General features: G+C 72.1%; 23 protein-coding genes. 11 read left to right on the top strand and 12 right to left on the bottom strand.

Annotation, left to right across the window (positions count from 1 at the left end):
* Positions 1–33 precede the first annotated feature (33 nt).
* Positions 34–1,035 (top strand): HEAT repeat domain-containing protein, encoded by a 1,002-nt coding sequence (locus ACIA8K_RS33975; RefSeq protein ID WP_396066806.1) that lies wholly within the window; start codon positions 34–36, stop codon positions 1,033–1,035.
* A 234-nt stretch (positions 1,036–1,269) separates the two neighbouring features.
* On the opposite strand, the gene ACIA8K_RS33970 is transcribed toward ACIA8K_RS33975, so the two are convergent.
* Entirely contained in the window at positions 1,270–1,974 is a 705-nt protein-coding gene (locus ACIA8K_RS33970) for a GAF and ANTAR domain-containing protein (protein WP_396066804.1), read from the bottom strand.
* Positions 1,975–2,095: 121 nt separating this feature from the next.
* Between ACIA8K_RS33970 and ACIA8K_RS33965 the strand changes: the two genes are divergently transcribed.
* A complete protein-coding gene (locus tag ACIA8K_RS33965; protein ID WP_396066802.1) occupies positions 2,096–2,470 on the top strand; it encodes an STAS domain-containing protein in 375 nt (124 codons plus the stop codon).
* A gap of 5 nt (positions 2,471–2,475) precedes the next feature.
* On the opposite strand, the gene ACIA8K_RS33960 is transcribed toward ACIA8K_RS33965, so the two are convergent.
* The gene (locus ACIA8K_RS33960; protein ID WP_396066800.1) at positions 2,476–2,658 is read right to left on the bottom strand and encodes an antitoxin; all 183 of its coding nucleotides are present in this window, start codon (positions 2,656–2,658) and stop codon (positions 2,476–2,478) included.
* Between the two features lie 69 nt (positions 2,659–2,727).
* On the opposite strand from ACIA8K_RS33960, the gene ACIA8K_RS33955 reads away from it, so the two are divergent.
* A complete protein-coding gene (locus ACIA8K_RS33955; protein WP_396066798.1) occupies positions 2,728–3,540 on the top strand; it encodes an MBL fold metallo-hydrolase in 813 nt (270 codons plus the stop codon).
* Positions 3,541–3,670: 130 nt separating this feature from the next.
* Positions 3,671–5,080 (top strand): FGGY family carbohydrate kinase, encoded by a 1,410-nt coding sequence (locus tag ACIA8K_RS33950; protein ID WP_396066796.1) that lies wholly within the window; start codon positions 3,671–3,673, stop codon positions 5,078–5,080.
* 113 nt (positions 5,081–5,193) lie between these two features.
* On the opposite strand, the gene ACIA8K_RS33945 is transcribed toward ACIA8K_RS33950, so the two are convergent.
* Together ACIA8K_RS33945 and ACIA8K_RS33940 are read right to left on the bottom strand one after the other, a co-directional pair.
* Positions 5,194–5,712 (bottom strand): GNAT family N-acetyltransferase, encoded by a 519-nt coding sequence (locus tag ACIA8K_RS33945; RefSeq protein ID WP_396066794.1) that lies wholly within the window; start codon positions 5,710–5,712, stop codon positions 5,194–5,196.
* A gap of 25 nt (positions 5,713–5,737) precedes the next feature.
* Positions 5,738–6,592 (bottom strand): FCD domain-containing protein, encoded by an 855-nt coding sequence (locus tag ACIA8K_RS33940; RefSeq protein ID WP_396066792.1) that lies wholly within the window; start codon positions 6,590–6,592, stop codon positions 5,738–5,740.
* Positions 6,593–6,608: 16 nt separating this feature from the next.
* Here ACIA8K_RS33940 and ACIA8K_RS33935 point away from each other — a divergent pair, with 16 nt between their 5' ends.
* The gene (locus ACIA8K_RS33935; protein ID WP_396066790.1) at positions 6,609–9,407 is read left to right on the top strand and encodes an FAD-binding and (Fe-S)-binding domain-containing protein; all 2,799 of its coding nucleotides are present in this window, start codon (positions 6,609–6,611) and stop codon (positions 9,405–9,407) included.
* A gap of 19 nt (positions 9,408–9,426) precedes the next feature.
* On the opposite strand, the gene ACIA8K_RS33930 is transcribed toward ACIA8K_RS33935, so the two are convergent.
* Complete coding sequence (locus tag ACIA8K_RS33930) at positions 9,427–10,410, bottom strand: hypothetical protein (protein ID WP_396066788.1); 984 nt, start codon at positions 10,408–10,410, stop codon at positions 9,427–9,429.
* Positions 10,411–10,570: 160 nt separating this feature from the next.
* On the opposite strand from ACIA8K_RS33930, the gene ACIA8K_RS33925 reads away from it, so the two are divergent.
* Positions 10,571–11,155, top strand: a complete 585-nt coding sequence (locus tag ACIA8K_RS33925) for an RNA polymerase sigma factor (RefSeq protein ID WP_396066786.1) — start codon at positions 10,571–10,573, stop codon at positions 11,153–11,155.
* On the opposite strand, the gene ACIA8K_RS33920 is transcribed toward ACIA8K_RS33925, so the two are convergent.
* Entirely contained in the window at positions 11,124–11,741 is a 618-nt protein-coding gene (locus tag ACIA8K_RS33920) for an MSMEG_1061 family FMN-dependent PPOX-type flavoprotein (protein WP_396066784.1), read from the bottom strand. The two genes, ACIA8K_RS33925 and ACIA8K_RS33920, sit on opposite strands and share 32 nt — an antisense overlap.
* Before the next feature lie 64 nt (positions 11,742–11,805).
* Positions 11,806–12,411 (bottom strand): TetR/AcrR family transcriptional regulator C-terminal domain-containing protein, encoded by a 606-nt coding sequence (locus tag ACIA8K_RS33915; RefSeq protein WP_396066782.1) that lies wholly within the window; start codon positions 12,409–12,411, stop codon positions 11,806–11,808.
* Between the two features lie 110 nt (positions 12,412–12,521).
* Between ACIA8K_RS33915 and ACIA8K_RS33910 the strand changes: the two genes are divergently transcribed.
* Positions 12,522–12,992 (top strand): hypothetical protein, encoded by a 471-nt coding sequence (locus tag ACIA8K_RS33910; protein ID WP_396066780.1) that lies wholly within the window; start codon positions 12,522–12,524, stop codon positions 12,990–12,992.
* Here the strand turns inward: ACIA8K_RS33910 and ACIA8K_RS33905 are convergent.
* Positions 12,982–13,464 carry a MarR family winged helix-turn-helix transcriptional regulator gene (locus tag ACIA8K_RS33905; protein WP_396066778.1) on the bottom strand — a complete coding sequence of 161 codons (483 nt, stop codon included), beginning with the start codon at positions 13,462–13,464 and terminating at the stop codon, positions 12,982–12,984. The genes ACIA8K_RS33910 and ACIA8K_RS33905 overlap by 11 nt on opposite strands.
* 224 nt (positions 13,465–13,688) lie before the next feature.
* On the bottom strand, positions 13,689–14,735 hold the full coding sequence (locus tag ACIA8K_RS33900; RefSeq protein ID WP_396066776.1) for an acyl-CoA dehydrogenase family protein: 1,047 nt from the start codon (positions 14,733–14,735) through the stop codon (positions 13,689–13,691).
* Between the two features lie 150 nt (positions 14,736–14,885).
* On the opposite strand from ACIA8K_RS33900, the gene ACIA8K_RS33895 reads away from it, so the two are divergent.
* Entirely contained in the window at positions 14,886–15,887 is a 1,002-nt protein-coding gene (locus ACIA8K_RS33895; RefSeq protein ID WP_396066774.1) for a hypothetical protein, read from the top strand.
* Here the strand turns inward: ACIA8K_RS33895 and ACIA8K_RS33890 are convergent.
* Positions 15,809–16,768 (bottom strand): FAD-dependent oxidoreductase, encoded by a 960-nt coding sequence (locus ACIA8K_RS33890; protein WP_396066772.1) that lies wholly within the window; start codon positions 16,766–16,768, stop codon positions 15,809–15,811. The genes ACIA8K_RS33895 and ACIA8K_RS33890 overlap by 79 nt on opposite strands.
* Positions 16,769–16,960: 192 nt before the next feature.
* Between ACIA8K_RS33890 and ACIA8K_RS33885 the strand changes: the two genes are divergently transcribed.
* From ACIA8K_RS33885 to ACIA8K_RS33875, 3 genes are all read left to right on the top strand, one after another.
* A complete protein-coding gene (locus ACIA8K_RS33885) occupies positions 16,961–17,896 on the top strand; it encodes an SCO2521 family protein (RefSeq protein WP_396066770.1) in 936 nt (311 codons plus the stop codon).
* A 35-nt stretch (positions 17,897–17,931) separates the two neighbouring features.
* Positions 17,932–18,870 (top strand): DUF6879 family protein, encoded by a 939-nt coding sequence (locus tag ACIA8K_RS33880; protein ID WP_396066768.1) that lies wholly within the window; start codon positions 17,932–17,934, stop codon positions 18,868–18,870.
* Between the two features lie 152 nt (positions 18,871–19,022).
* Entirely contained in the window at positions 19,023–19,760 is a 738-nt protein-coding gene (locus tag ACIA8K_RS33875; protein ID WP_396066766.1) for a class I SAM-dependent methyltransferase, read from the top strand.
* A gap of 79 nt (positions 19,761–19,839) precedes the next feature.
* Here the strand turns inward: ACIA8K_RS33875 and ACIA8K_RS33870 are convergent, their stop codons facing one another.
* Both ACIA8K_RS33870 and ACIA8K_RS33865 read right to left on the bottom strand, forming a co-directional pair.
* On the bottom strand, positions 19,840–20,802 hold the full coding sequence (locus ACIA8K_RS33870; RefSeq protein WP_396066764.1) for an SCO2522 family protein: 963 nt from the start codon (positions 20,800–20,802) through the stop codon (positions 19,840–19,842).
* On the bottom strand, positions 20,799–21,731 hold the full coding sequence (locus ACIA8K_RS33865; protein ID WP_396066762.1) for an SCO2523 family variant P-loop protein: 933 nt from the start codon (positions 21,729–21,731) through the stop codon (positions 20,799–20,801). The genes ACIA8K_RS33870 and ACIA8K_RS33865 overlap by 4 nt, the downstream gene beginning before the upstream one ends.
* Positions 21,732–21,737: the final 6 nt, after the last annotated feature.

Genomic DNA, 21,737 nt, shown 5'->3' with positions numbered 1-21,737 from the left:
TGATCCCGCACCACGGACCAGCTGGGGCACGGCGTGCTGATCGGTGAGGTGGCGCGCCGCTCGGGGGTGAGCGCGCGGATGCTGCGGCACTACGACTCCCTCGGCCTCGTTCGGCCAAGCGGCCGCACCGTGGGCGGATACCGGGAGTACACCACCGGCGACATCCGGCGGATCTTCCACGTCGAAGGGCTGCGCTCCCTCGGACTGTCGCTGCGGCAGATCGCCCGCACGCTCGACGATCCCGCCTTCACCCCGTCCGCCCTGGTCGGCGACCTCGTCGTGCAGGCCGAGGCACGCCTGCGCCAACAGCGGGAGCTTCTCGGCCGCCTCCGCACTGTCGACGCCGCAGGCCCCGCCGACTGGCAGCACGTCGCCCGGATCGTCGAACTCCTGCACGGCCTCGGCTCACCGAGCGCCGAACGCCGTCAGCAGGCAGTCCTGGCCGACCACGCGCCGGCCGAGCTGCTCGCCGACGCGGTCCTCACCGAAGCCGACCCCTATGTGGCGGGTGCGCTGCGGTGGGCGCTCGCGCGGGCCGGCGGTGCCGGTGCGGCCGGCCTGGCGCCCGGTCTGGCCTCCGACGACGCCGGGGTCCGGCGCCGGGCGGTCCTGGCCCTCGGCGAACTGCACGACGACGACGCGACAGCACTGCTCACCGCCGCCCTCGACGACCCGGACCCGGCGGTCCGCGGACCGGCCGCGCTCGCGCTGGGGGCCAGGGGCGCGACGTCGGCCGTGCCCGCGCTCCTCACCCTGGTCGCGGACGGCCCGAACGACGTCGAGGCCGCCGAGCTGCTCGGCGCGCTTGCGGGTAACCCTTCGTGGGGCGCCCGGATCATTGCGGCGCTTGTCGCGCGGCTGGCCGACCCCGACGCCGGCGCGGCCGTGCGGTCGCGGCTAACCCAGGCGCTGGCCGAGATGCCGGGGACCATCGCGCTCGACGCGCTCCGCCTCCTGGCCCAGGACACCGACCGCCCGGTGGCCCTCCTCGCCTCGGCCCTCACGAAAGCCGCCGAGTCGCGTCTCTCACAGTGAGTTCCGGCGGCGGCGTGGACCGTCTCGCGTGCGGCTCCTGGAACCCGGCCGGCCCGCACCTCAGATTCAAACCCTTTGTCCTGGGTACGGAGGTCCGGTGAGCATGCGGGTCGTAGTGACCGGCGCGACCGGCAACATCGGGACCGCGCTGCTGCAATGGCTGGACGGGAACGCAGAGGTCGTCGGGGTGGCGCGTCAGGTACCGCCGGAGTCGCCGATCACCGGGTCTGAATCTCAGGCCGGTAGCGCGCCGGTGTCGAGCAGGTAGCGCGCGACCTCGGCGACCTTTCGCCGCCGGCCGCGCGCCGAGGTGCGGAGCAGGTCGAATGCGCGCACGGCGTCGACCCGGCGCTGGGCCATCAGGTAGCCGACCGCACGCTCGATGACGATCCGGTAGTCGAGCGCGTACTGCAGCTGCCCGGCCAGCTCACCGGCGCGGCGGGCAGCGAGCGCAGCGGCAAGGATCGTGCCGATCACGTCGGCGTAGCGGGTCAGCGCGAGTCGCTCGGACTCGTCCCAGACGTGCGGGCGATCGTGGAAGACGTCGAGCGTGCCGACCGGCACCCGCTCGATGCGGACCGGCACGCCGAGGACCGCGACAGCGCCCTCCCGCAGGAACGTCTCCCGGACCGCAGGCCAGCGCGAGTCCTGCCGCAGGTCATCCGCGTGGACCAGCTCGTTGTTCGTGAACGCTGTCACACACGGGCCCTCGCCCGCCGCGGACTCCGCGTTCTCCAGGAGGCGGCTGGTCGGACCGCTCGCAACCAGGTAGTGCAGGCTGCTCTCCTCGTCGGCGATCATCAGGCCGCTGCCCTTGACCTGGAACAACGTGACCACCGCATCGACAACCTCGCTGATTGCGGCGTCGATGTCGGTGCCCGAGCCGGTGTCGAGGTTGCGCAGGCTGGTGTTGAGACGCTCGGAGTCGATGGTGGGCACAGATCGCCACTTCCCCGTACCGCGGCGGGGAAACTGGTTTAGCCCGTCCGGGTGAGGGAGAATACTGCAACGTTGACCGTCTCCGCCCTGTGTCCGCGGACTGATGTCGTGAGGAACGACCATGTCTGTGGACAACCAGCGCATCAGCGCGCTCCGGCACCGTGTGCTTCTCGGACGGGACGCGGTGGCGCCGAGGATCACCAATCGCACGCTCGTCACCGGCGAGGTGCGGCTGCGGGTGACCGGCGAGATCGACCGGGACAACGCCCCCGCCCTGCACCACCGCCTGTGCGACGTGCTCGACCGGGTCACTCTGCCGCCGACGGTGACGCTTGACCTGAGCGGCGTGCCGCTGTCGGACACGGCGGGCGCCAGGGCGCTGGCGGCCGTAGCCGAGTTCGCGCGTTCGCGCGGCTCACGGCTCCGGCTCGCCCTGGCGTCGCCGCTCGTCCGGCACACACTCACCGTGTGCGGCCTGGGACCACTACTGGAGTGAGCCGGTCACCCGTTCGTGTCGCCCTCGCCGGTCCGCTTCTGCAGCTCGTCCACGCCCCGGTCGATGTGCTCGGAGTGCTTCCCTCCGGTGCGCTGGTCCACCGCGTCGCCGGCCTTCTCGAGACCCTGGTCCACCTGCTCGTCGTGCTTGTCGGCGAAGTCGCCGGCCTTCTTCAGGAAGTCGCTCATGACACCGGCTTACCCGTGAATCCGGGATAAATGCATGTGTGTTCGGCGACCGGGCGGGTACGCGGCTGAATGACCGAGGCACATGTCACCTACATCGGCAATGCCACCACCCTGCTGCGGCTCGGCGATCTCACGCTGCTCACCGATCCGGCGTTCGGCCCGGCCGGCAGCCGATACCACCTGGGGTACGGAGCATGGACCCGCCGGCTGATCGACCCGGCTCTCGGGCTTGGCGAGCTGCCGCCCCTGCACGCGGTGCTGCTGTCGCACCTGCACTCCGACCACTTCGACCGCACGGCGAGCCGGGGCCTCCCCGCGGACCTGCCGATCATCACCACGCCGCAGGCCGGCCGCAAGCTGGCCCGGACCCGGTTCACCACCACGCACGGCTTGCCGACCTGGGAGAACTTCGACCTCACTGTGGGCCGGCAGCGGGTGCGGATCACCGCGGTCCCCGGCCGGCACGGGCCCGGCCCGGTCGACAGGCTGCTGCCGGACGTGATGGGCTCGGTCGTGGAACTGTTCGAGGACGAGGTCTGCCGGCTGCGCCTCTATGTCACCGGTGACACCCTGTTCCGGCCGGAACTGGCGGAGATCCCCCGGCGCTGCGGTGACATCGACGCGATGCTGATCCACCTGGGCGGGACCCGGCTGCTCGGCATGCTGCTCACCATGGACGCCCGGCAGGGCGCGGACCTGACCGAGCTGATCCGGCCCGGGCTGACGCTGCCGATCCACCACGACGACTTCCGGGTGTTCACCTCGCCCGTAAGCGACTACTTCGCCACGGCACGCGACCGCGGGCTGACCGGCGTGTCACCTATCGGCCGGGGCGACACGGTCCGGCTGCCCCTGCGGCAGTCCGCAGGGGCAGCGGCGTAGTTACGTCGTCGCGCCTGTCGTCTCTGTGTTTGTCATCGAAAACCCTCCATGGGTACGGGGTGGAGGCCGAGGCGTTCCCGCCGGATCATTCGTTCCGGGGTGAACTGTTCCTCGGAGAGGCGGACCGGCCATGACCACTGTGCTCAGCATCGATCAGGGAACCTCCGGCACCAAGGCGATAGTTGTCGGCCCGGCCGGGCGGATCGCGGGCACGGCGGAACGGGCGGTGCGGCCGCGCTACGCACCCGGCGGCGCGGTGGAGCAGGACCCGGAGGCGCTGCTCAGAAGCGTGATCGAGGCCGGCCGGGAGGCGGTGGCGCGGGCCGGGCTGCCGGTCGGCGTGGTCACGCTCGCGAACCAGGGCGAGACCGTGCTGGCCTGGGACCCGCGGACCGGCCGGCCGCTGTCGGACATGATCGTCTGGCAGGACCGCCGGGCGGAGTCGATCTGCGCGGGCCTCGACGATCAACGGCAGACCTTCGCCGCGCGTACGGGCCTGGTGCTCGACCCCTACTTCTCCGCGCCGAAGATGGCGTGGCTGCGCGCGCACGTCACCCGCGAGGGCGTGGTGACCACCTCGGACAGCTGGCTGCTCCACCGCCTGACCGGTGCGTTCGTCACCGACGCGAGCACCGCCGGCCGTTCGCTGATCACCGGCCTGGACACCGCCGCCTGGGACCCCGAGCTGCTCGCGCTGTTCGGCCTGGACGCGGAGCCGCTTCCGGAGATCGTGTCCTGCGACGCGCTTGTGGGAACCACCGACGCGTTCGGCGGCACGCTCCCGGTCGGCGGGCTCGTCGTGGACCAGCAGGCCGCGCTGGCCGGCGGCGGCTGCCTCGCGCCGGGCGACCTCAAGTGCACGTTCGGCACCGGCGCGTTCCTGCTGGCCAACACCGGTGCCGGCGCGACCCGGTCGCGTACCGGGCTGGCCGCCTCGGTCGCCTGGCGGGTGCGCGGCCGGACCACGTACTGCCTGGACGGCCAGGTCTACGCGGCCGCGGCCGCGGTGCGCTGGATGCAACGCCTCGGGCTGGCCGGCCCGGCCGCGGAGCTGGACCGGGTCGCGGCCCCGGACGCCGGCGGCGTGCTCGCGGTGCCGTCCCTGGCCGGGCTGGCCGCCCCCTGGTGGCGGCCGGACGCGACCGCGTCACTGACCGGGATGACGCTGTCCACAACCGCGGGCCACCTGGTCACCGCCGTGCTGCAGGGCATCGCCGCCCAGGTCGCCGAGCTCGGGGACGCGGTCGCCCGCGACCTCGGCCGACCGCTGACCCGGCTGCGCGCTGACGGCGGCCTGACCGGCTGCCGGACGCTGATGCAGGCGGTCGCGGACGTGATGCAACTGCCGGTGGAGGTCTTCCCGTCCCCGCACGGCACCGCGCTCGGCGCGGCCGCGTTCGCCCGGATGTCGGTCGCACCGGACCTGAGCCTGGCGGACGCGGTGATCCCGTGGACGCCACGCGTGGTCCACACGCCGCGCTGGAACGCCGAGCGGGCGGCCGCGTTCCGGGAGCAATGGCGGCGGGCCGCCCTGGGCTGACGGGCGGCGGGCCACCCTCGACTGACGGCGACAGGCAACCATCGGCTGATGGCGGCAGGCCGCGCTCGGCTGACGGCGACAGACCGCGCTCGGCTGATGGTGGCGGGGCGCGCTCAGGGCAGGTTTAGTGTGCGGCACATCCGCAGGCTGACGATGTGGTCGTCGATGCGGGACAGCGCGGCCCGGACCGTTTCGACCGGCTCGAAGCCGCGCGCCCGGTAGAAACCGATGCCGTCGCGGTCGCCGAGGAAGACCGACACCCACATCTCGGTGCCGCCGGCCGCCCGGATCTGCGCCGTGACGCTCTCCAGAAGCAGCGTGCCCAGGCCGCGGCCGCGGACCGACGACTCGAGGTAGACGCGGGACAGCTCGCCCTTGCCGGGTGCGAGCATGCCGCCGCCGGCCGCGCCGAGCACCCGGCCCTCCTCCTCGACCACCTGGTAGCCGAACCACTCCGGCGGCGAGGGCGTGATCTCCTCGGCCACCCGGGCCGGGTCGTAGAAGGCGACGACCGATCGGTCTATGTATCCCTGGGGCAGCAGCTCGCGGTACGTCTCGCGGTAGGCCGTGGCGCAGATCGTGGCGATGCTGGTCACGTCGGCTTCCACGGCGGGACGGACAACGGCGGTCAACGATGATCCTGGCACGACGAGAAGATTAGAGGTTGGCCACCAGTAGCGCGCCGGTCGCCTCCAGGTGTGTCCGCATCGCCTCGAACGCGGCGTCGCCGTCCCGGGCAAGCACCGCGGCGACGACCGGCACATGCTCCGCGTGGATCTCGGCAAGCGTGCGGCCGCTGGCCGTGGTGGGCGGGCCGAGCAGCGCGGTGGTGGTGCGCAGTTGCGCGACGATCGCGGCGGACCGGGGCCGGCCGGCCGCGCGCAGCAGCAGGTCGTGCAGCTCGCGATCGGCGGCCCAGAAGTCCGCGTCGGCCGCGGACGCCATCCGGTCGAGCACCTCCCTCAGCAGGGCGTGCTGCTCGTCCGTGCCGAACAGCGCGGCGCGCCGGGCTGCGGCCGGCTCCAGCGCGAGCCGGATGTCGATGATCTCCTCCACGTCGTGCGCGCGCGGCGGAAGCACCCGGAAGCCGCGGTTGCGCCGGATCTCGACAAGCCCGGCCTCCGCCAGCCGCAGCAGCCCTTCCCGGACCGGGCTACGGGACACGCCGAGCAACTCCGCCAGCTGGTAGACCGAGTAGGTCCGGGACGGCACGAGCTGACCTGCGGCGACACCGTCACGAACCGCCTGGGCGACCGCGTCGGCGAGCGTCCTCGCCTCCGGCAGGCTGAGCCGGGCCTCCGGCAGGCTGAGCTGGGACTCCGGCGGCGGGCTGAGCTGCGCCCCCTCGGGCGGGCTGAGCTGCGCCTCCGGCGGCGGCCTGAGCTGCGCCTCCGGCGACAGACTGAGCTGGGACTCCGGCGACGGACCGGGCCGGTCCTCTGGCGGCGGGCCTGTTCGGGCCCGTGTCGACGGGCTGAGCTGGACCTCTGGTGACCGGCCAGGTGTGGGCATGAGTAACATGTTACGCATGACTGACGTGGTGACGGACGTGGTGGCGGCCCTCGAGCGCGCCGGGCTCGAGGTGCGGTCCGACCCGGGCACGCGCGGCATGTACGCGTCCGACGCCTCGCTCTACCGGATCCCGCCGCTCGCCGTGGTCCGCCCACGGCACGTCGACGAGGTCGCGGCCACGCTCGCGGTGGCCCGGGAGTCAGGCGTTCCGGTCACCTCCCGGGGCGCGGGTACCTCGGTAGCAGGCAACGCGGTCGGCCGCGGCATCGTCCTCGACTTCTCCCGCCACCTGAACCGGGTGCTGAGCGTCGACCCGGAGGCGCGGACCGCGGTGGTCGAGCCCGGCACCGTGCACGCGGTCCTGCAGAAGGCCGCCACCCCGCACGGCGTGCGTTTCGGCCCGGACCCGTCGACCCACCCGCGCTGCACGATCGGCGGCATGATCGGCAACAACGCCTGCGGCTCCCGGTCGCTTGCGTACGGCCGGACCTCTGACAACGTCGCTGGCCTGTCACTTCTGTCCGTCGACGGGCGCGCTTTCAGCACCGGTTACCACTCCGGCGGCGAGGCTTTCGTCACCGGCGCCGACGGCCTGATCGGCGACCTGCGCGCGGTTCTCGGCAGGCACCTGGCCACGGCCCGCACCGAGTTCGACAGGTTCGGCCGTCAGGTCTCCGGCTACGCCGTGCACCACCTGCTGCCCGAGCGGTTCGACCTGACCAAGGCGCTGGTCGGCTCCGAGGGCACGCTCGCGGTGATCACCCAGGCGACAGTGAAGCTTGTGGTGGACGCGCCGGTCCGGGTGGTGGTCGTGCTCGGCTTCCCGGACATCGTGGCCGCCGGTGAGGCGTCCCCGTCGGTGGTCGCCCACGGCCCGACCTCCTGCGAGGGCCTCGACTCACGCCTGCTCGACGTGCTGCGCGCCCGCCGTGGGCCGGACGCGGTGCCCCCGCTCCCCCGCGGCCGTGCCTGGCTGTTCGTGGAGCTGGCCGGCGACGACGCCGATGAGGTCGAGGCGCGGGCGCGGAAGCTGGCGGGCGATGGCATCACCGGGGACGCGCTTGTCGTCACGGACCCGGCCACCCAGGCCCGGCTCTGGCGCATCCGTGAGGACGGCGCCGGGCTGGCGGGGCGCGCGCCGTCCGACCGGCCCGCGTGGCCCGGCTGGGAGGACGCGGCAGTGCCACCGCAGAAGCTGGGCGCGTACCTGGCCCGGTTCGACGAGCTTGTCGCGTCGTACGACATGACGTCCGCGCCGTTCGGGCACTTCGGCGACGGGTGCATGCACGTGCGCCTGGACCTGCCGCTCGACCAGCCCGGCGGCACGAAGATCATGCGGGACTTCCTGACCGACGCGGCGAGGCTTGTCGGCGAGTTCGGCGGGTCGCTGTCCGGCGAGCACGGCGACGGGCGGGCCCGCTCCGAGCTGCTGCCGCACATGTACTCGCCGGACGCGATCGCCCTGTTCGGCGCGGTCAAGGCCGCGTTCGACCCGGGCAACCTGCTCAACCCGGGTGTGCTTGTCGACCCGGACGCGATCGACGCGGACGTACGCCCGGCCGGCCGGTTCCCGTTGAAGCAGCTGGCCATGGCCTACCCGCACGACGACGGCGACCTCGGGCAGGCGGTGCACCGCTGCACCGGCGTGGGCAAGTGCCGGGCGGACAACTCCGCGGCCGGCGGCGTGATGTGCCCGTCGTACCTGGCCACCCGCGAGGAGAAGGACTCCACCCGCGGGCGGGCCCGGGTGCTGCAGGAGGTGGTGCGCGGCGAGTTGTCCTTCGCCGACCCGCACGTACACGATGCGATGGATCTCTGCCTGGCCTGTAAGGGCTGCGCGTCGGACTGCCCGACCGGCATCGACATGGCGACCTACAAGTCCGAGGTGCTGCACCAGACCTACCGGGGCCGGCTGCGGCCGCGCTCGCACTACACGCTCGGGAAGCTGCCGTTCTGGGCGCGGCTGGCCGGCTGGGCGCCACGGCTGGCGAACCTCGGCGTGCGGCTGCCCGGCGTGGGCCGGCTCGCGTTGTGGCTGGCCGGGGTGGACGGGCGGCGCTCGGTGCCGGCGTTCGCCCGCAAGCCGTTCCGACGGGTGTTCAGGCCGCTCGCCACCACCGGAACACCTGTCGTGCTGTTCGCGGACTCGTTCTCGGACGCGTTCTCCCCCGAGGTCGCGGAGGCCACGGTCCGGGTGCTGCGCGCGGCCGGGTACGAGCCGCGGCTGCCGTCCGGATCGGTCTGCTGCGGCCTCACCTGGATCACCACCGGGCAGCTCGACGCGGCGAAGAAGATCCTCACCCGTACCGTGGCGGCGCTTGCTCCTGATGCTCGTGCCGGCGTGCCGATCGTCGGCATCGAGCCGTCGTGCACCGCCGTGCTCCGCTCCGACATCCACGAGCTGCTGCCCGGCGATGAGGACGCCGCCGCGGTCGCGCGGTCGGTGAAGACGCTTGCCGAGCTGCTCGCCGGCACGCCCGGCTGGACTCCGCCGGACCTGTCAGGTGTGGAGGTCGTCGCGCAGCCGCACTGTCACCACCACGCCGTGCTCGGCTGGAAGGCCGACGCGGACCTGCTCTCGTCCACCGGCGCGACAGTCAAGCGGCTGGCCGGCTGCTGCGGTCTGGCCGGCAACTTCGGCGTGGAGATCGGCCACTACGAGGTCTCGGTCGCGGTCGCGGAGCAGAACCTGCTGCCCGCGCTCGACGCGAAACCGGACGCCGTGGTCCTCGCGGACGGCTTCTCCTGCCGCACCCAGATCACCGACCTGCGCGACCGGCCGTCCCTGCACCTGGCCCAGCTGCTGGACCGCTGAGCCAGGCGCCGCCTCCGGGTCAGCAGTTGCCGCTGACCTGGAGGTGGAACGGGACGTCGGTCAGGCCGCCGCCGACGTTCTTCGTCTCCACCCGGACCGCCCAGTCCGGGTAGTCGGCGTCACGCGTGGTGAACGCGAGCACCTGCTGACCTGCCGAGCCCGCGCCGGGGTCGCCCGGGACGGCCACGAACGCGCAGCCGTACGAGTTGCCGCCGAGCAGGTACACCCGGTACTGGCCGAGGCCGATCCTCTCGGAGCTGATCAGCAGCGACGCGGTGCGGGCCGCGATACCGTCCGCACGGACCACCGCCCACCGGCTCACACTGCCGGCGTCCGGGCACTGCACCTGCAGATGGAACGCGCTGTCGGTGAACGCGCCCGGAAGCGTTCTGGTCTCCACCCAGACCGCGTTCGGGTTGCCGGACCGGGTCGCGGTCGAGATCGTGCCCGGCGCCGCCACACCTGTGAAGCTCGTGTGCCCGCGCGTCGCCAGATAGGCGCAGCCGGACACGGGCTTGTTCAGCCTCACCTCGTACCGGCCGGGCCCGAGCCGGACCACCGACGTGACCGACGCCGACCCGCGGGACAGCGTGCCGTCGCCGCCGACGACCGCCCAGTCGGTGTCCGGCGGGCACATCGCGTGCAGGTGGAACGGGAAGTCGGCGAGCACACCGCCGGGCGACGCCCACGTCTCCACATGTACGCGGCTGGGTGCGCCGCCGCTGGCCACCGTCACCACACCGGGTGCGTAGACGATGTCGTTGCCCGGCCCGGCGATCGTCGCGGTGTACGAGCACGGGTCCATGTTGCGCTGGAACTGGACCTCGTACCGGCCCGCCGACTGCCGGACCACGCCTGTGACGCCGGATCCGCGTACCAGGGTGCCGGTGTAGTCGGTGACGGCGAACAGGCCCGGCGCGGTCGAGGCGGCGGCCTGCGTTCCCGGAAGGATTGAGGCGGCGGCCGCGACGGCGAGCACCGCCAGGATTCTTGAGAGGCGCACGAGAGCACTCCTGTCTGCTGGGCCGCGACCCCGCGACCGCGGCTGTGTCACCTGTCCACGGCCACTCCCGGCCCGGCCCGCCGGGACGCCCGGTCACGCAGATGACGAGCGCTTCCGGCCCGGCCGCATCACCGCGCCGCCCCGGCCCGACGGGTCCGGCATGGACGCCGACCACGACCTCGTCGCCGCGATCCGCCACGGTGACCGCCGGGCGCTCGAGACGCTGTACCGGAGGCACGCCGCCTGGCTGACGCCCCGGCTGTCCCGCCGCTGCGCCGACCCGTGCCTGGTCGACGAGGTCGTCCAGGACACGTTCCTGGCCGTGTGGCGCGGCGCGGACCGCTACCGGGGCGGCGGCGACGTGGCGGCCTGGATCTGGGGCATCGCGATCCGGCGGCTCTTCGCCCGCTTCCAGGGCCGGAGCGCCGCCACGCTGCGCCTCACCGGGGCGGAGCAGATCGCGCCGTCCGCCGAGGACCTGGTCCTGGTCGGTGTGGAGTACGGGGACGCCGGCGGCGCGCTCGGCCGCATCCCGCCGGAGCTGCGGGCGGTCGTGCAGGCCACGGTCCTGGACGGGCTCACCACCCGGGAGGCCGCGCGGCGGCTCGGCATCCCGGCCGGCACCGTCAAGTCCCGGATGCTGCGCGCCCGCGCGGCCTTGCGCGAGGAACTGGCCTCGCACCGCCCGCGCGTCGGCACGGGCGGGGAGAGTCTCAATACGTGTCGCGCGCGCCCCGGTCCATGAACGCGTCAAGCATGGAGGCGGGGATGGGCAGGCCGGCCTGGCTCTTGGCGAGGCGTCCCGCGGTCGGCACGTCCGCGCGCCGGGGCCAGGTGTCCGTGTCCCACAGCGAGGCGCGGACGAACGCACGGCTGCAGTGCAGGAACAGCTCCTCGACGCGGACCTCCACGGTCAGCTGCGGGGTGACGCCCTGCACGGCCAGCCGTTCCGCGTAGGGCGCCTCGGCCACGATCCGGGCGCTGCCGTTGACGCGCAGCGTGTCGCCGGAGCCGGGGACGATGAACAGCAGGCCGACGTGCGGGTTGCGGAGGATGTTCTCCAGGCTGTCCAGGCGTCTGTTGCCCTTGCGGTCCGGGAAGGCGAGCGTGTGCTCGTCGAGGACCAGGGCGGCGCTACCGGGCGGGTCGCCGCGCGGGGACACGTCGCAGAACCCCTGCTTGGAGGCGGTCGCGACAAGGAAGAACGGGCTCAGCTCGATGAAGCGGCGGGACTCGGCGTCGATGTGGTCGATGCCTTTCTCCGCTATCAGGCGCAGCGGGCGCTTGACGTACTCGCGCAACCGTTCGGACGTGTCGATCACTGTGGTCATGGTGTCTCCTCTGGGAATCTGCTGATGCCGGTGCGGCCGTGAGGAACAGGCGACGGCCCGCGAATCAGGACAGCGCCTCCGCCAGGCGCAGGCGCACGCCGTCCATGAACAGGCCGAGGCCGTAGGCGAAGCGCTCGTCCGGGTCGGACCGGACCACGTCGCTCATCGCGCTGAGCAGCGCGGTGTCCTCGATGCCCCGGTCCTCCCAGTCGCCGGCCTGCGCCTGGGCCTGCTCCTCGATGGTGTAGCCGAGCACGTAGTACATGAGCGAGAAGATCACCCAGCCGGCCCGATCGAGCGGGTAGCCGGCGTCGGTCAGGATGCGCACGCCCATCTCGCCGGCGTGCACGGTGTTCTGCTCCTGGACGTAGGTGCCGGCCATCACCCGGGCGCCGTCGCGGTGGGCGAGCAGTGCGCGGCGGGCGCGGGTCGCGTACTCGGTGAGCTGCGCGTCCCAGGTGCCGGGCGCGAGCGGCGGGTCGGCCGACTCGCCGATCATGCGGTCCGCCATCGCGCCGAGCAGCGCCTCCTTGTCCTTGAAGTGCCAGTAGATCGCGCCGGCCTGCACACCGAGCCGGGCGCCGAGCTTGCGCATGGTCAGGCCGTCGAGGCCCTCGGCGTCGAGCAGGGCGATCGCGGCGGTGACGATGTCCGCCCGCTTGAGTTGCATGGGGGCATCGTCGCATCAGTCCTGAACGATGTTCAATCCTGAACGCTGTTCAGGTGGTCGGCGTCACACCGCACGCGTCGATATGGACATGGCCGCTTACGGTTTCGGACGTGACGTATCCGAGCGAAGCCCGGCCCACCCGGTGGGTCCTCCACGTTGTCCTCGCGACCGCGGCCGTGCTGGCCGTCGGTGCCGCAGGTGCCGGTTTCGTGCTGCTGCGGCCCCGGGACAACGCGTCCACCGCGCCACCGGCCCCCACCGACGAAGCGGCGCCGGCACCGGCGGAGAACACGCACGAGAACTGGCCGGAACTGACCGCGCTGCCCGCGGACACCGCGCCGGACGGCACCGGGAGCGGGGCCGAGACGCAGATCGCGTTCGAGAACCACACCGGGGAGCGGCATCTGATCTCGTGGCTCGAGGCGGACGGCACCACGACGGCGTACGCCACACTGGAGCCGGGCTACAGCTACGACCAGCCGTCCTACGCCGGCCACTACTGGCTGGTGTCCACGGCCGACGGCACGCCCGCCGCCGTCTTTCAGGCCGCGGACGTGCCGAGCCGGGCGATCATCGGTTAGCGGACTCCGCGACGTAGGCGTCCATCGTGGCGCAGACCTCGGCGAGGAAGCGCTCGAACTCGGCCAGCAGCTCCGGCGGGTAGGTGCTCATCATCGCGCCCATCCGGTCGGCGAGCGGGCCGAAGAACCGGCCGACCATGGCCTCGACGCCGTCGGTCGACCGCAGCGTGACGACCCGCCGGTCCACGCTGTCCCGGGACCGGGTCACGTGGCCGGCGGCCTCAAGCCGGTTGAGCAGCGCCGAGGTGGCACCGGGCGTCAGGCCGACGCGATGGCCCAACTCGGCCTGCGTCAGCGGCGCGCCCCGGTCCTGCGCGGAGAGGATCTCCACAAGCGCGTGACCGTCAGTGGTGTGCAGGCCCATCCGGGCGCCGAACTGCCGCCCCAGCTCCCCGAAGACGGTGCCGTGCTCGCGCAGCCCTTGCAGCAGGCGGTCACGCTGCGCCTCCGGTCCGGTCGCGGCGTCGAGCACTCGGGGCCTCCTCAGATCTTCGGCGCGGAACAGTATCAGCGTAGAACTACCCGGGTCTTCCGGGACCACCGCGGGACCGGCTCCGGAGCGACGTGCGGAGCGCCAGCGGAGCCCGCCGCTCCGGTTTGCCCGCGGGAGCATGCGGGCCGCCACCACCGCGGAAGCGGGAAGAAATGTCGTTTCCCGGCTCGGCGCCCGCGGGCCGGACCGTGGCTCAACCGGCCCTACAGGCGTGTGGTGTCGATCTTCTCGCCGAGCAGGACCGCGCCGGCCGTCTCGACGATGTCTGCGGAGACCATGGCGTGCTGGGTGGCGGCGTGCACGTCGCGGAAACGCCGCTGGAGCGGGGCGGCGTCGTAGAGCGCGGTGCCGCCGGCCGCGGCGTAGAGCAGGTCAACCGCGTGGGCCGCGTGACGGGTGGCGGTCACGATCGCGAGGCGCTGGGCGGCGCGGCGGGTGCGTCCGGCGCCGCCCTGGGTGATCTCGCTGCGCAGGTAGGCGAGGCCTGACGCGTGCAGCGCGGTGGCCTCGGCGAGCGCGGTCCGGGACGGCGGGCGGCCCACCCGGCCGAGCGCGGTGAAGTCCTCGATCGCGGCGCGGGCGATGCCGAGCGCGACCGCGCCGATGCCGAGCGACAGTGTGGTGAACGGTGGCAGCCGGTGAAGCGGGCCGGTCGCGCGCGGCGGCTCGGCCAGGCTGAACACGCGCTCGGCCGGCACGAACACGCCGTCGGCGGAGAAGTCGTGGCTGCCGCTGCCGCGCAGGCCCATCACCTGCCAGGTGTCGTGGACCGTCACGTCGGCCGCGTCGAGCACGCACATCCGCACCCCGAGCGGGGTCATCGCGCCCGCGACCAGGTGGGTGGCGTGCCGGCAGCCGCTTGCGAACGCCCAGCGGCCGGTCAGCCGGAAGCCGCCGTCGACCGCCTCGGCCCGGCCCATCGGCGCGGCCACGCCGGCGATCAGGAAGCGCGGGTCGGCGAGCAGCCGCTTCGCCACGTCCGGGTCGAGCCAGGCCAGCGCGATGCCGGTGGCGCCGCCGATCATGGCGACCCAGCCGGTCGCGCCGTCGGCCCGGCCCAGCTCCTCGAAGACGTCGACCAGGTGTTCCGGTGCGGCCTCCAGGCCGCCGGACGCGGCCGGCGCCGCCAGCCGGAACACACCGAGGTGCAGAAGAGCATCAACGATCTCCGGGGGTACGGCCGCCTCCCGGTCGATCCTGGGGCCGAGTTCACGGATCGTCGGGCCAAGGTCGCGTACCTGATCCAGCATCGGCCCATTGTCACCCCGCGACGAACTCCGCGACCGCCGCAGGCGTGACTTTCGGCGTCTTCCGCTGTGACAGGTGTGCACACGGCAGCCACCTCACCAGGTGGCATGGATGCCTCACTATGGGTAGCGCCACCTCACCCTAGGAGCCCCATGAGCCAGCGCAGCCGTCTCATGGCGCGGATCCTGATCACCACCACAGTCGGCGGCGCCACCTTCCTCACCAGCGCGTTGGTGAAGCAGCCGCCCGCCCAGGCGGTGATGCTCGCGTTCTTCGTCGGCGGCGTCGTGCTTGTGGTGCAGCTGCTCGCCGAGTTCGACAACCGGGTGGCGGCCGTGGAGGCGGGCCAGGGCCGGCTGACCACCGAGCTGCGTGACCTGCTTGCCGACAAGTTCGCCGCGGTGAGCGAGGCCACGGAACTGTTCGGCCGGGTGGAGAACTCACCGCTGCGCGACGACGTCCTGCAGGTCGCGCACAGCGCGCTGCAGGTCCGGCACACGCTGCCGCCGCTTGTGGTGGACCTGGCCAGATCGCAGCTGCAGTACGCCGACCACCTGCTCCGGCAGGTCGGCAGCGGCGAGGTCACCTACGAGGGTGAGGACCGGGAGTGGCTGCTCGCGCTGACCCACCACGTGCGCTCCACGCTTGACGCGATCAGCCCGGGCGGAAGCGATCCGGACGGCCGGTTCCTCGACGAGGGCCTGTGGCGGACCGAGCTGGGCCGGCGGTACCTGGAGGCGCAGGGCCGGGCGCTGCGCAACGGCGTGACGATCCGCCGGATCTTCATCCTCGACCACGAGAGCCTCTTAGCCGACCCGGTCTTCCGCGAGATCTACGACGAGCAGGCGGCGATGGGCATCCAGGTCCGGGCGATCGCGCTGCCGGAGATCCGGATCGCGGGACTGAGCTTCGTGTCGGATTTCATCCTCTTCGACGGCGTCGCCAGCTACGAGTCCGAGCAGGCGCCGACCAGACAGCGACACGCCCCGCCGATGTACGTCCGCACGCAGCTGTTCCTGGACAGCCGCCGCATCGACCTGCAACGGCAGCGGTTCGAGGAGCTGTGGCCGGCCGCTCACGACCTCGGCGCCTCCACCAGGTCCGCGGCGGCCGACGCGCAGCCCCAGGACAGACTGACCCCGCCCCCGCCATGACCGTAGTTGTGCACCAGATGCCCACCGTCGATCTCCTCCCGCTCGACCCGCACCCGCGACCGCGTGGGCCGGAAGCCGACCCGGTGTTCCAGGACGCGGACGCCGGCCAGCTCCGGCCGGACCGCGGCGCAGCGCGCGACGATCCGTTCCGCGAGCGCGGGGTCCCAGGCCCGGTCGGTACGCGTGGCGTGGGCGGTGCTGCCGAGCACCATCCGCTCGCCGTGCGGCAGGAAGTACGTCATCTCGGCCGCGTCCTCCGCGTCGGCGAAGAACTCGTGGATGCCCGGGTTCTCCACCACGACGAGCTGGCCGCGGACCGGCACCACGTCCGGGTCCGGAACCAGCTCGCGGGCGTCGGCGCCGGAGCAGTTGACCACCGCGGTGTACCCGGCGGGCAGAGCGGCCAGCGGGCCCGCCTCGCCCTGCTCGATCTGCACGCCCGCGTCCTTCGCCCGCATGACCAGGTAGGTGAGGTAGATCGGCATGTCCACGATCGGCGCGGTGTACCGCCACCCGGACAGATATCCGGCGGGCAGCTCGGCCGGGTGCACCACGGTCAGGTCCGGCAGGTCGCGGAGCCAGACCGGCGGCGCCATCCCGGTGTGCGACGCCTCCAGGCCGCGCACCAGCCGCACCCCGGTCTCCGGGTGGGCGGCGAGCGCCCGGAACGCCTCAAGCGTCTCGGTGCTCCACTCCGTCACCCGCTCGTGCTCGGCGACGACCGGGCCCCACAGCGCGCCCGCCGCGCACGAGGTGGACTCGTGTGGCAGCTCCCGGGCGCGGATGCGCACCCGATGGCCGCGCTCGGCGAGGCGCAGCGCGGTCGTTATGCCGGAAACACCGGCACCGATGACAAGAACGTCAATGCCTGAACGGGCCATTATAGGAGCCTAACGCGCGCTCAGGCCGCAGCGGTATATGCGATCTTCGCCCCGTCCTTACTCGATCAACCGTTTCCGCACAATGGGCTCGGAGAAGCATAGCGATCTCGACAGTCAGGCAACTTCCATTAGAGAATGAGCGGCCGGGTAACCGTCGGTGGTCCGGTCGTCACCGCCCGACCCGGAGGTTGAATGCTCGTGCTCGGCGAGGTCCGTACCGGCCTCCTGCAGAACTCCACGGCGCTGTCGAAGATTGACGCCGCACTTCTTCTCGACCTGGTGATGGGCGAGCGGGTCCGCGTGTCGGAGCGGCCGATTCACCACGCCACGTCGCCCGAGCGGCTGGTCGGCGTCGACTGCCCGCTCAGCTCGCAGAGCCGGGCGGCCGTGCGCGGCGTCGGCACGGTGCTCAGCCGGGCCGCGGTGACGGAGGGCCACGTCCTGCAGGGTTCGGCGTACACCCGGGTCCGGCCGGGCGCCGGGCGGCGACTCCCGTGGGCGCACTACCTGGGGCAGCCTGGCCAGGTGGAGACGATCGGCCGCAGCAACGACGAGGATCTGGCACAGGGCTTCCTCGGCCCGGCCCGGCCGCCCGGCGCGCTTGACCTCGGCGCGATCTGTGACCGGGCGATGGACGAGGTGCAGCGGTCCCCGCGGCTGGATCGGCGGATCACGCTGCGGACCTCACCGACCAGCCTCCGCTGGGTCGCGGACGCGGATCCGTCCGGCGCGCTGCAGTTCACCGTGGTGTCGCCCACGCTGCGGACGCTGCGGGTGGCCGTGGCGAACGAGCGGCTGGAGGCGGCGGTCACGCTCTGCGAGGACCTCGCACTTCACGACTGGCTGCTCACCACGCTGCTGAACATGATCGACCGGCATCTGACCTCGGCCGCCGCGGACGCGCGCAACGTCCGCCGCCTCCGCCCGGCGATCGACCACCTGCTGCACCTGTGGATGCCCGCGGCCCGCGTGGACGAGGAGTTGCTCCCGGTCTGGGAGCGGATGGAGCGGCGGCCCGGCTTCACCCGGCAGTGGAATGCATGCGTCAGCAGAATCCGGGATCAGGTCACGGTCAACGCGATCGCGGTGCTGAGCGGGGACGAGAGACAGCGAGGGATGACCGGATGATCGAGAGTGCGGCGGATAGCCGGGAAAAGATCCCGATGGGACTTCTACGTAAGGTCGGCACTACAACGTTGAGCGCCGGCATCGCATATGTGATTACCAGCCTGGTCGACAAACCGAATATCGCGGGGTTCACGCTCTCCGTGCTGATCGGCGGAATCACCCTGATCGTGCAGTTTCTGAACGACTTCGAGAATCGGCTGCAGAATGTCGAGGTGCACCAGCGGGACCACGCGCAGCACGTCGAGGAGCTCGTCGAATCGCGATTCCACAAACTGACCGAGGCGACCGAGCTGTTCAGACTTGTGGAGACCTCGACGATGCAGCCGGACGAGGTCACCACGCTTGTCCGCCACTCCACGCTTATCGGGCCGACCACGCCGCCGCTCGTGCAGAGCCTGGCCAGCGCCCAGATCCGCCGGACGTCGAACCTGCTCCGGGAGCTCAGCGAGAAGGCGGACGCGATCTACGAGGGCGAGGACCGGGAGTGGCTGCTCTGCCTGACCGAGGACTCCGCGGTCGGTATCGACGCGGTAAGCCTGATGACCGTGGACTCCGGCAGCAAGGGCGTCCTGGAGGGCGGCGGCCTGTGGGCCAGCGACCTCGGCCAGCGCTACCTTGACGCGCAACGCCAGGCGGTCAAGCGCGGCGTCCCGGTCCGGCGGATCCTGGTGCTCGACCAGCCGACCGGGGAGGACGACGAGGAGCTGCGGATGCTGTCCGACCTGCACCGGGCGTCCGGGATCGAGGCACGGGTGCTGGAGCCGCGGTCCGTACCGGGGACGCTTCGCAACGCACTGCTGGACTTCATCGTGTTCGACGGCTCGCTCAGCTACGAGACGACCCGCGCATCGAGCGTCGACAGCTCCGCCAAGGCGATCATCGCGACCACCCGGCTGGTCATGCGACCCGATCGGGTACGGGAACGCATCCGCTGGTTCGAGGACATGTGGGACTCCGCGCGGGAGCTGCCCTGACAACCGGTACTCAAAAAAGCCGTGAAAACCGGCAAAACGGTCACGCTCAAACGGGTACGGGCGTGCGACACTGACGAGGGAACGGCTGTGCCCAGTCGCGGGCGGCGTGGAACAATGGGCGCCCCCGATCTGCCCACAATGGAGTTGTCGACGTGAGTGTCCTTAGGGAACAAGCCGGTCAGCACCGCGAGGACGAGCTGCGCCTCCGCGAAGAGCTGCACGGGATGTATACCCAGGTCGGCTTCTACGAGCCGGAGAAGTGGAAGTCCGCGCCCGCCACAGTCGACGAGCACTCCCTGAAGATCCTGGGCCATCCCGTCATGGAGGACTGGGAGCGGCCCTACATGCAGGAGCTCGCCCGGATCGCCACGCTCAACGGCGGCCGCGTGCTGGAGATCGGCTACGGGATGGGCATCTCGGCCGGGTTCATCAGCCAGTTCTACGACCAGGGCGTCACCGAGCACGTCATCGTCGAGGCCAACCATGACGTGGCCGTGCTTGCCCGCGAGTTCCGCGACAGGCACCGGCCCGGCCTGGTCCGGATCGTGGAGGGCGTCTCCTACGACGTGATCAAGGAGTCCGCCGGCGGCGTCTTCGACGAGGGCACCTTCGACGGCATCCTGCACGACGCGTACCCGCTTGAGGAGTCGCAGGTCCAGAACCAGGCGCACTTCGCCGACACGGCGTACCGGCTGCTGCGGTCCGGGGGGATCTTCACCTACTTCTCCGACGAGCCGACCGGGTACCGGCCCGAGCACCTGCAGATGCTGCTCGACGCCGGGTTCGCCCGCGAGGACATCGACCACCGGATCATCCCGGTCGCGCCGCCCGAGGACTGCCTCTACTGGAAGCGGGACACCATCCTCGCGCCGATCGTGCGCAAGCGCTGACGGCGCAGAGGCCTGTCGCTCAATCGCCTGTAGCTCAGACGCCTGTCGCGCAGTCGCCTGTCGCTCAGACGCCTGTCACTCAGACGTCGGCGAAGACGTATTCGACACGCCGGGTGAGGTCCGCGGGCACGTCGAACCCCTCCGCGGCCGCCCGGCGTAGTACCTGCTCGGCCGCCGGGCGCTCGACAGCGATCTGGCTCAGAATCGTGCGGACACCGTGCTCCGTGCTGAGGAAGCGATTGCCGAGCACCGAGGCGGTGCGGTAGGCGGCGAACGGGGCCGCGCGCGGGTTCATCCGCAGGATCGCGGGCACCTGCCGCCAGTCGTCCGGCAGCCGCTCCGGCACCGGGTGGGGCTCCGCCACCGGCGCGTCACGATGGCGCAGCAGCCCGAGCCGCAGCAGCTGCCACACCGCGGCGAGGAACGCGCACGACCAGGTCCGCTCCCCCGCCGTCTCGTCCCACAGCTGCACGTCCGCGAAGATCGAGTGCCGGTTGGCCGCGTGCTCAAGCGGCGGGCGCCAGCCGGGCGAGTCGACCATCGCCTGCGCGGCGGCCGTGTGCGGACTGCGCTGCCCGTTGCAGAGCCAGCCGGACTCGGTCGCCGGCGGCCGGTCGCCGTTGCTGCCCGGCACCGGGTCGGTCACGATGTGGTGCTCCACAAGCTGGGCCAGCGGCACGCCGTCCGCCACCGCGCAGCCGGCCTCCCGCGCGATGTAGTCGATCGAGAGACCCGCGGCGGCGGCGCTCTCCATCAACATTGGAATGATCTCGTCCGGCCGGCCGAACGGCGCGAAATAGTCGTCGATCAGGAAGCACGTCGCCACCCGGGGCGTACCCCGGGTCAGCCGCGCCCGGCAGGTCTGCCGGGCCGCCTCCGCCCACGGCGCCACCGCCCGGAAGTACCTGACCAGCCCGTCGGCCCCGGACCCGAGATCCTCGCGGTAGAGGTGGCCGAGTTCAAGTGACAGGTGGGCGAGCGGCACGTTCCGCGCGGCGGGCTCCGCGGAGGTCTCCCGGAAGACCGGCTCGGCCGTGGTCACAGCACTTCCCACGCGGCGTCGTCGGTCAGCTTCTTCGCCAGCTCGGTGAACGCCTCCACGGTCCGCTCGTTCGCCACCTTGCGCGCCCACACGTCGTTGTCGGAGATCAGCTGCTCCCGCCACTGCAGGACCGGGTCGTGCGGGATGACACCGAGGATCGACGTGCGGCCGACCCGGTTCTCCCGGGCCAGCGAGATCAGGCTCTCGTTGCATTCCCGCAGCCAGGCGAGCTGGGTGGCGGTCAGGCCGGACAGCTCCGAGGAGTCCGGATCGACCACTGCGGTCCGCACGAACCGGAGCGAGTCACGAAGCTGCTCGTAGTCGTGCCCGGCCTTCACGCCGGCCTCAAGGATGCCGCTCTCGCCGAAGACGAGCGAGGACGCGGCGAGCACGTGCTGCTGGGTCCAGCGGTGGAAGACCAGCCAGCGCGCCGTGATCTGCCGCAGCGCCGGGTCGGCAAGCGCGGCGAGCACGATGTGCGTCGCGTGTGAGCGGCCGGCGCTCAGGTCGACCAGGCAGAGGTCGAACTCGCCGTGCAGCCGCAGGAACAGCTGCCGGCACCGCTCGATCGCGTACTTCGTGGTGTGGAACTCGCCGCCGCCCGTGTCGCCCGGGATCAGCGTCAGCAGGCCGGAGCCGGGTGGCCGCTGGCGCAGACTCGCCCGGTCCGACTCCGTCCACACATCGATGCGGTGCGGCTCGGAGACGGTTCCGCCGCCCGGGCCCTTGTCCAGGAACGAGTGGACGCCGCCCCGGTCCGTGCCGTGGGTGGCCCGCGGGATGTCGAAGATGGCGCCGGCCGTGGGCGAGCCGAAGTCGAAGTCGAGATAACACACGTTCGCCCCCTGCAGCGCGGTGCGGTAGGCGAGGTTGCTCGTGGTGACGGAGCGGCCGGTGCCGCCCTTGTCCGAGGTAGCGAAGACGAACACCGGCGA

It is taken from the genome of Catenuloplanes sp. NPDC051500, assembly GCF_044454585.1.
Classification (GTDB): domain Bacteria; phylum Actinomycetota; class Actinomycetes; order Mycobacteriales; family Micromonosporaceae; genus Catenuloplanes.
Note: the sequence above shows the minus strand (reverse complement) of the source record. Positions and strands in the feature narration are given on the sequence as shown.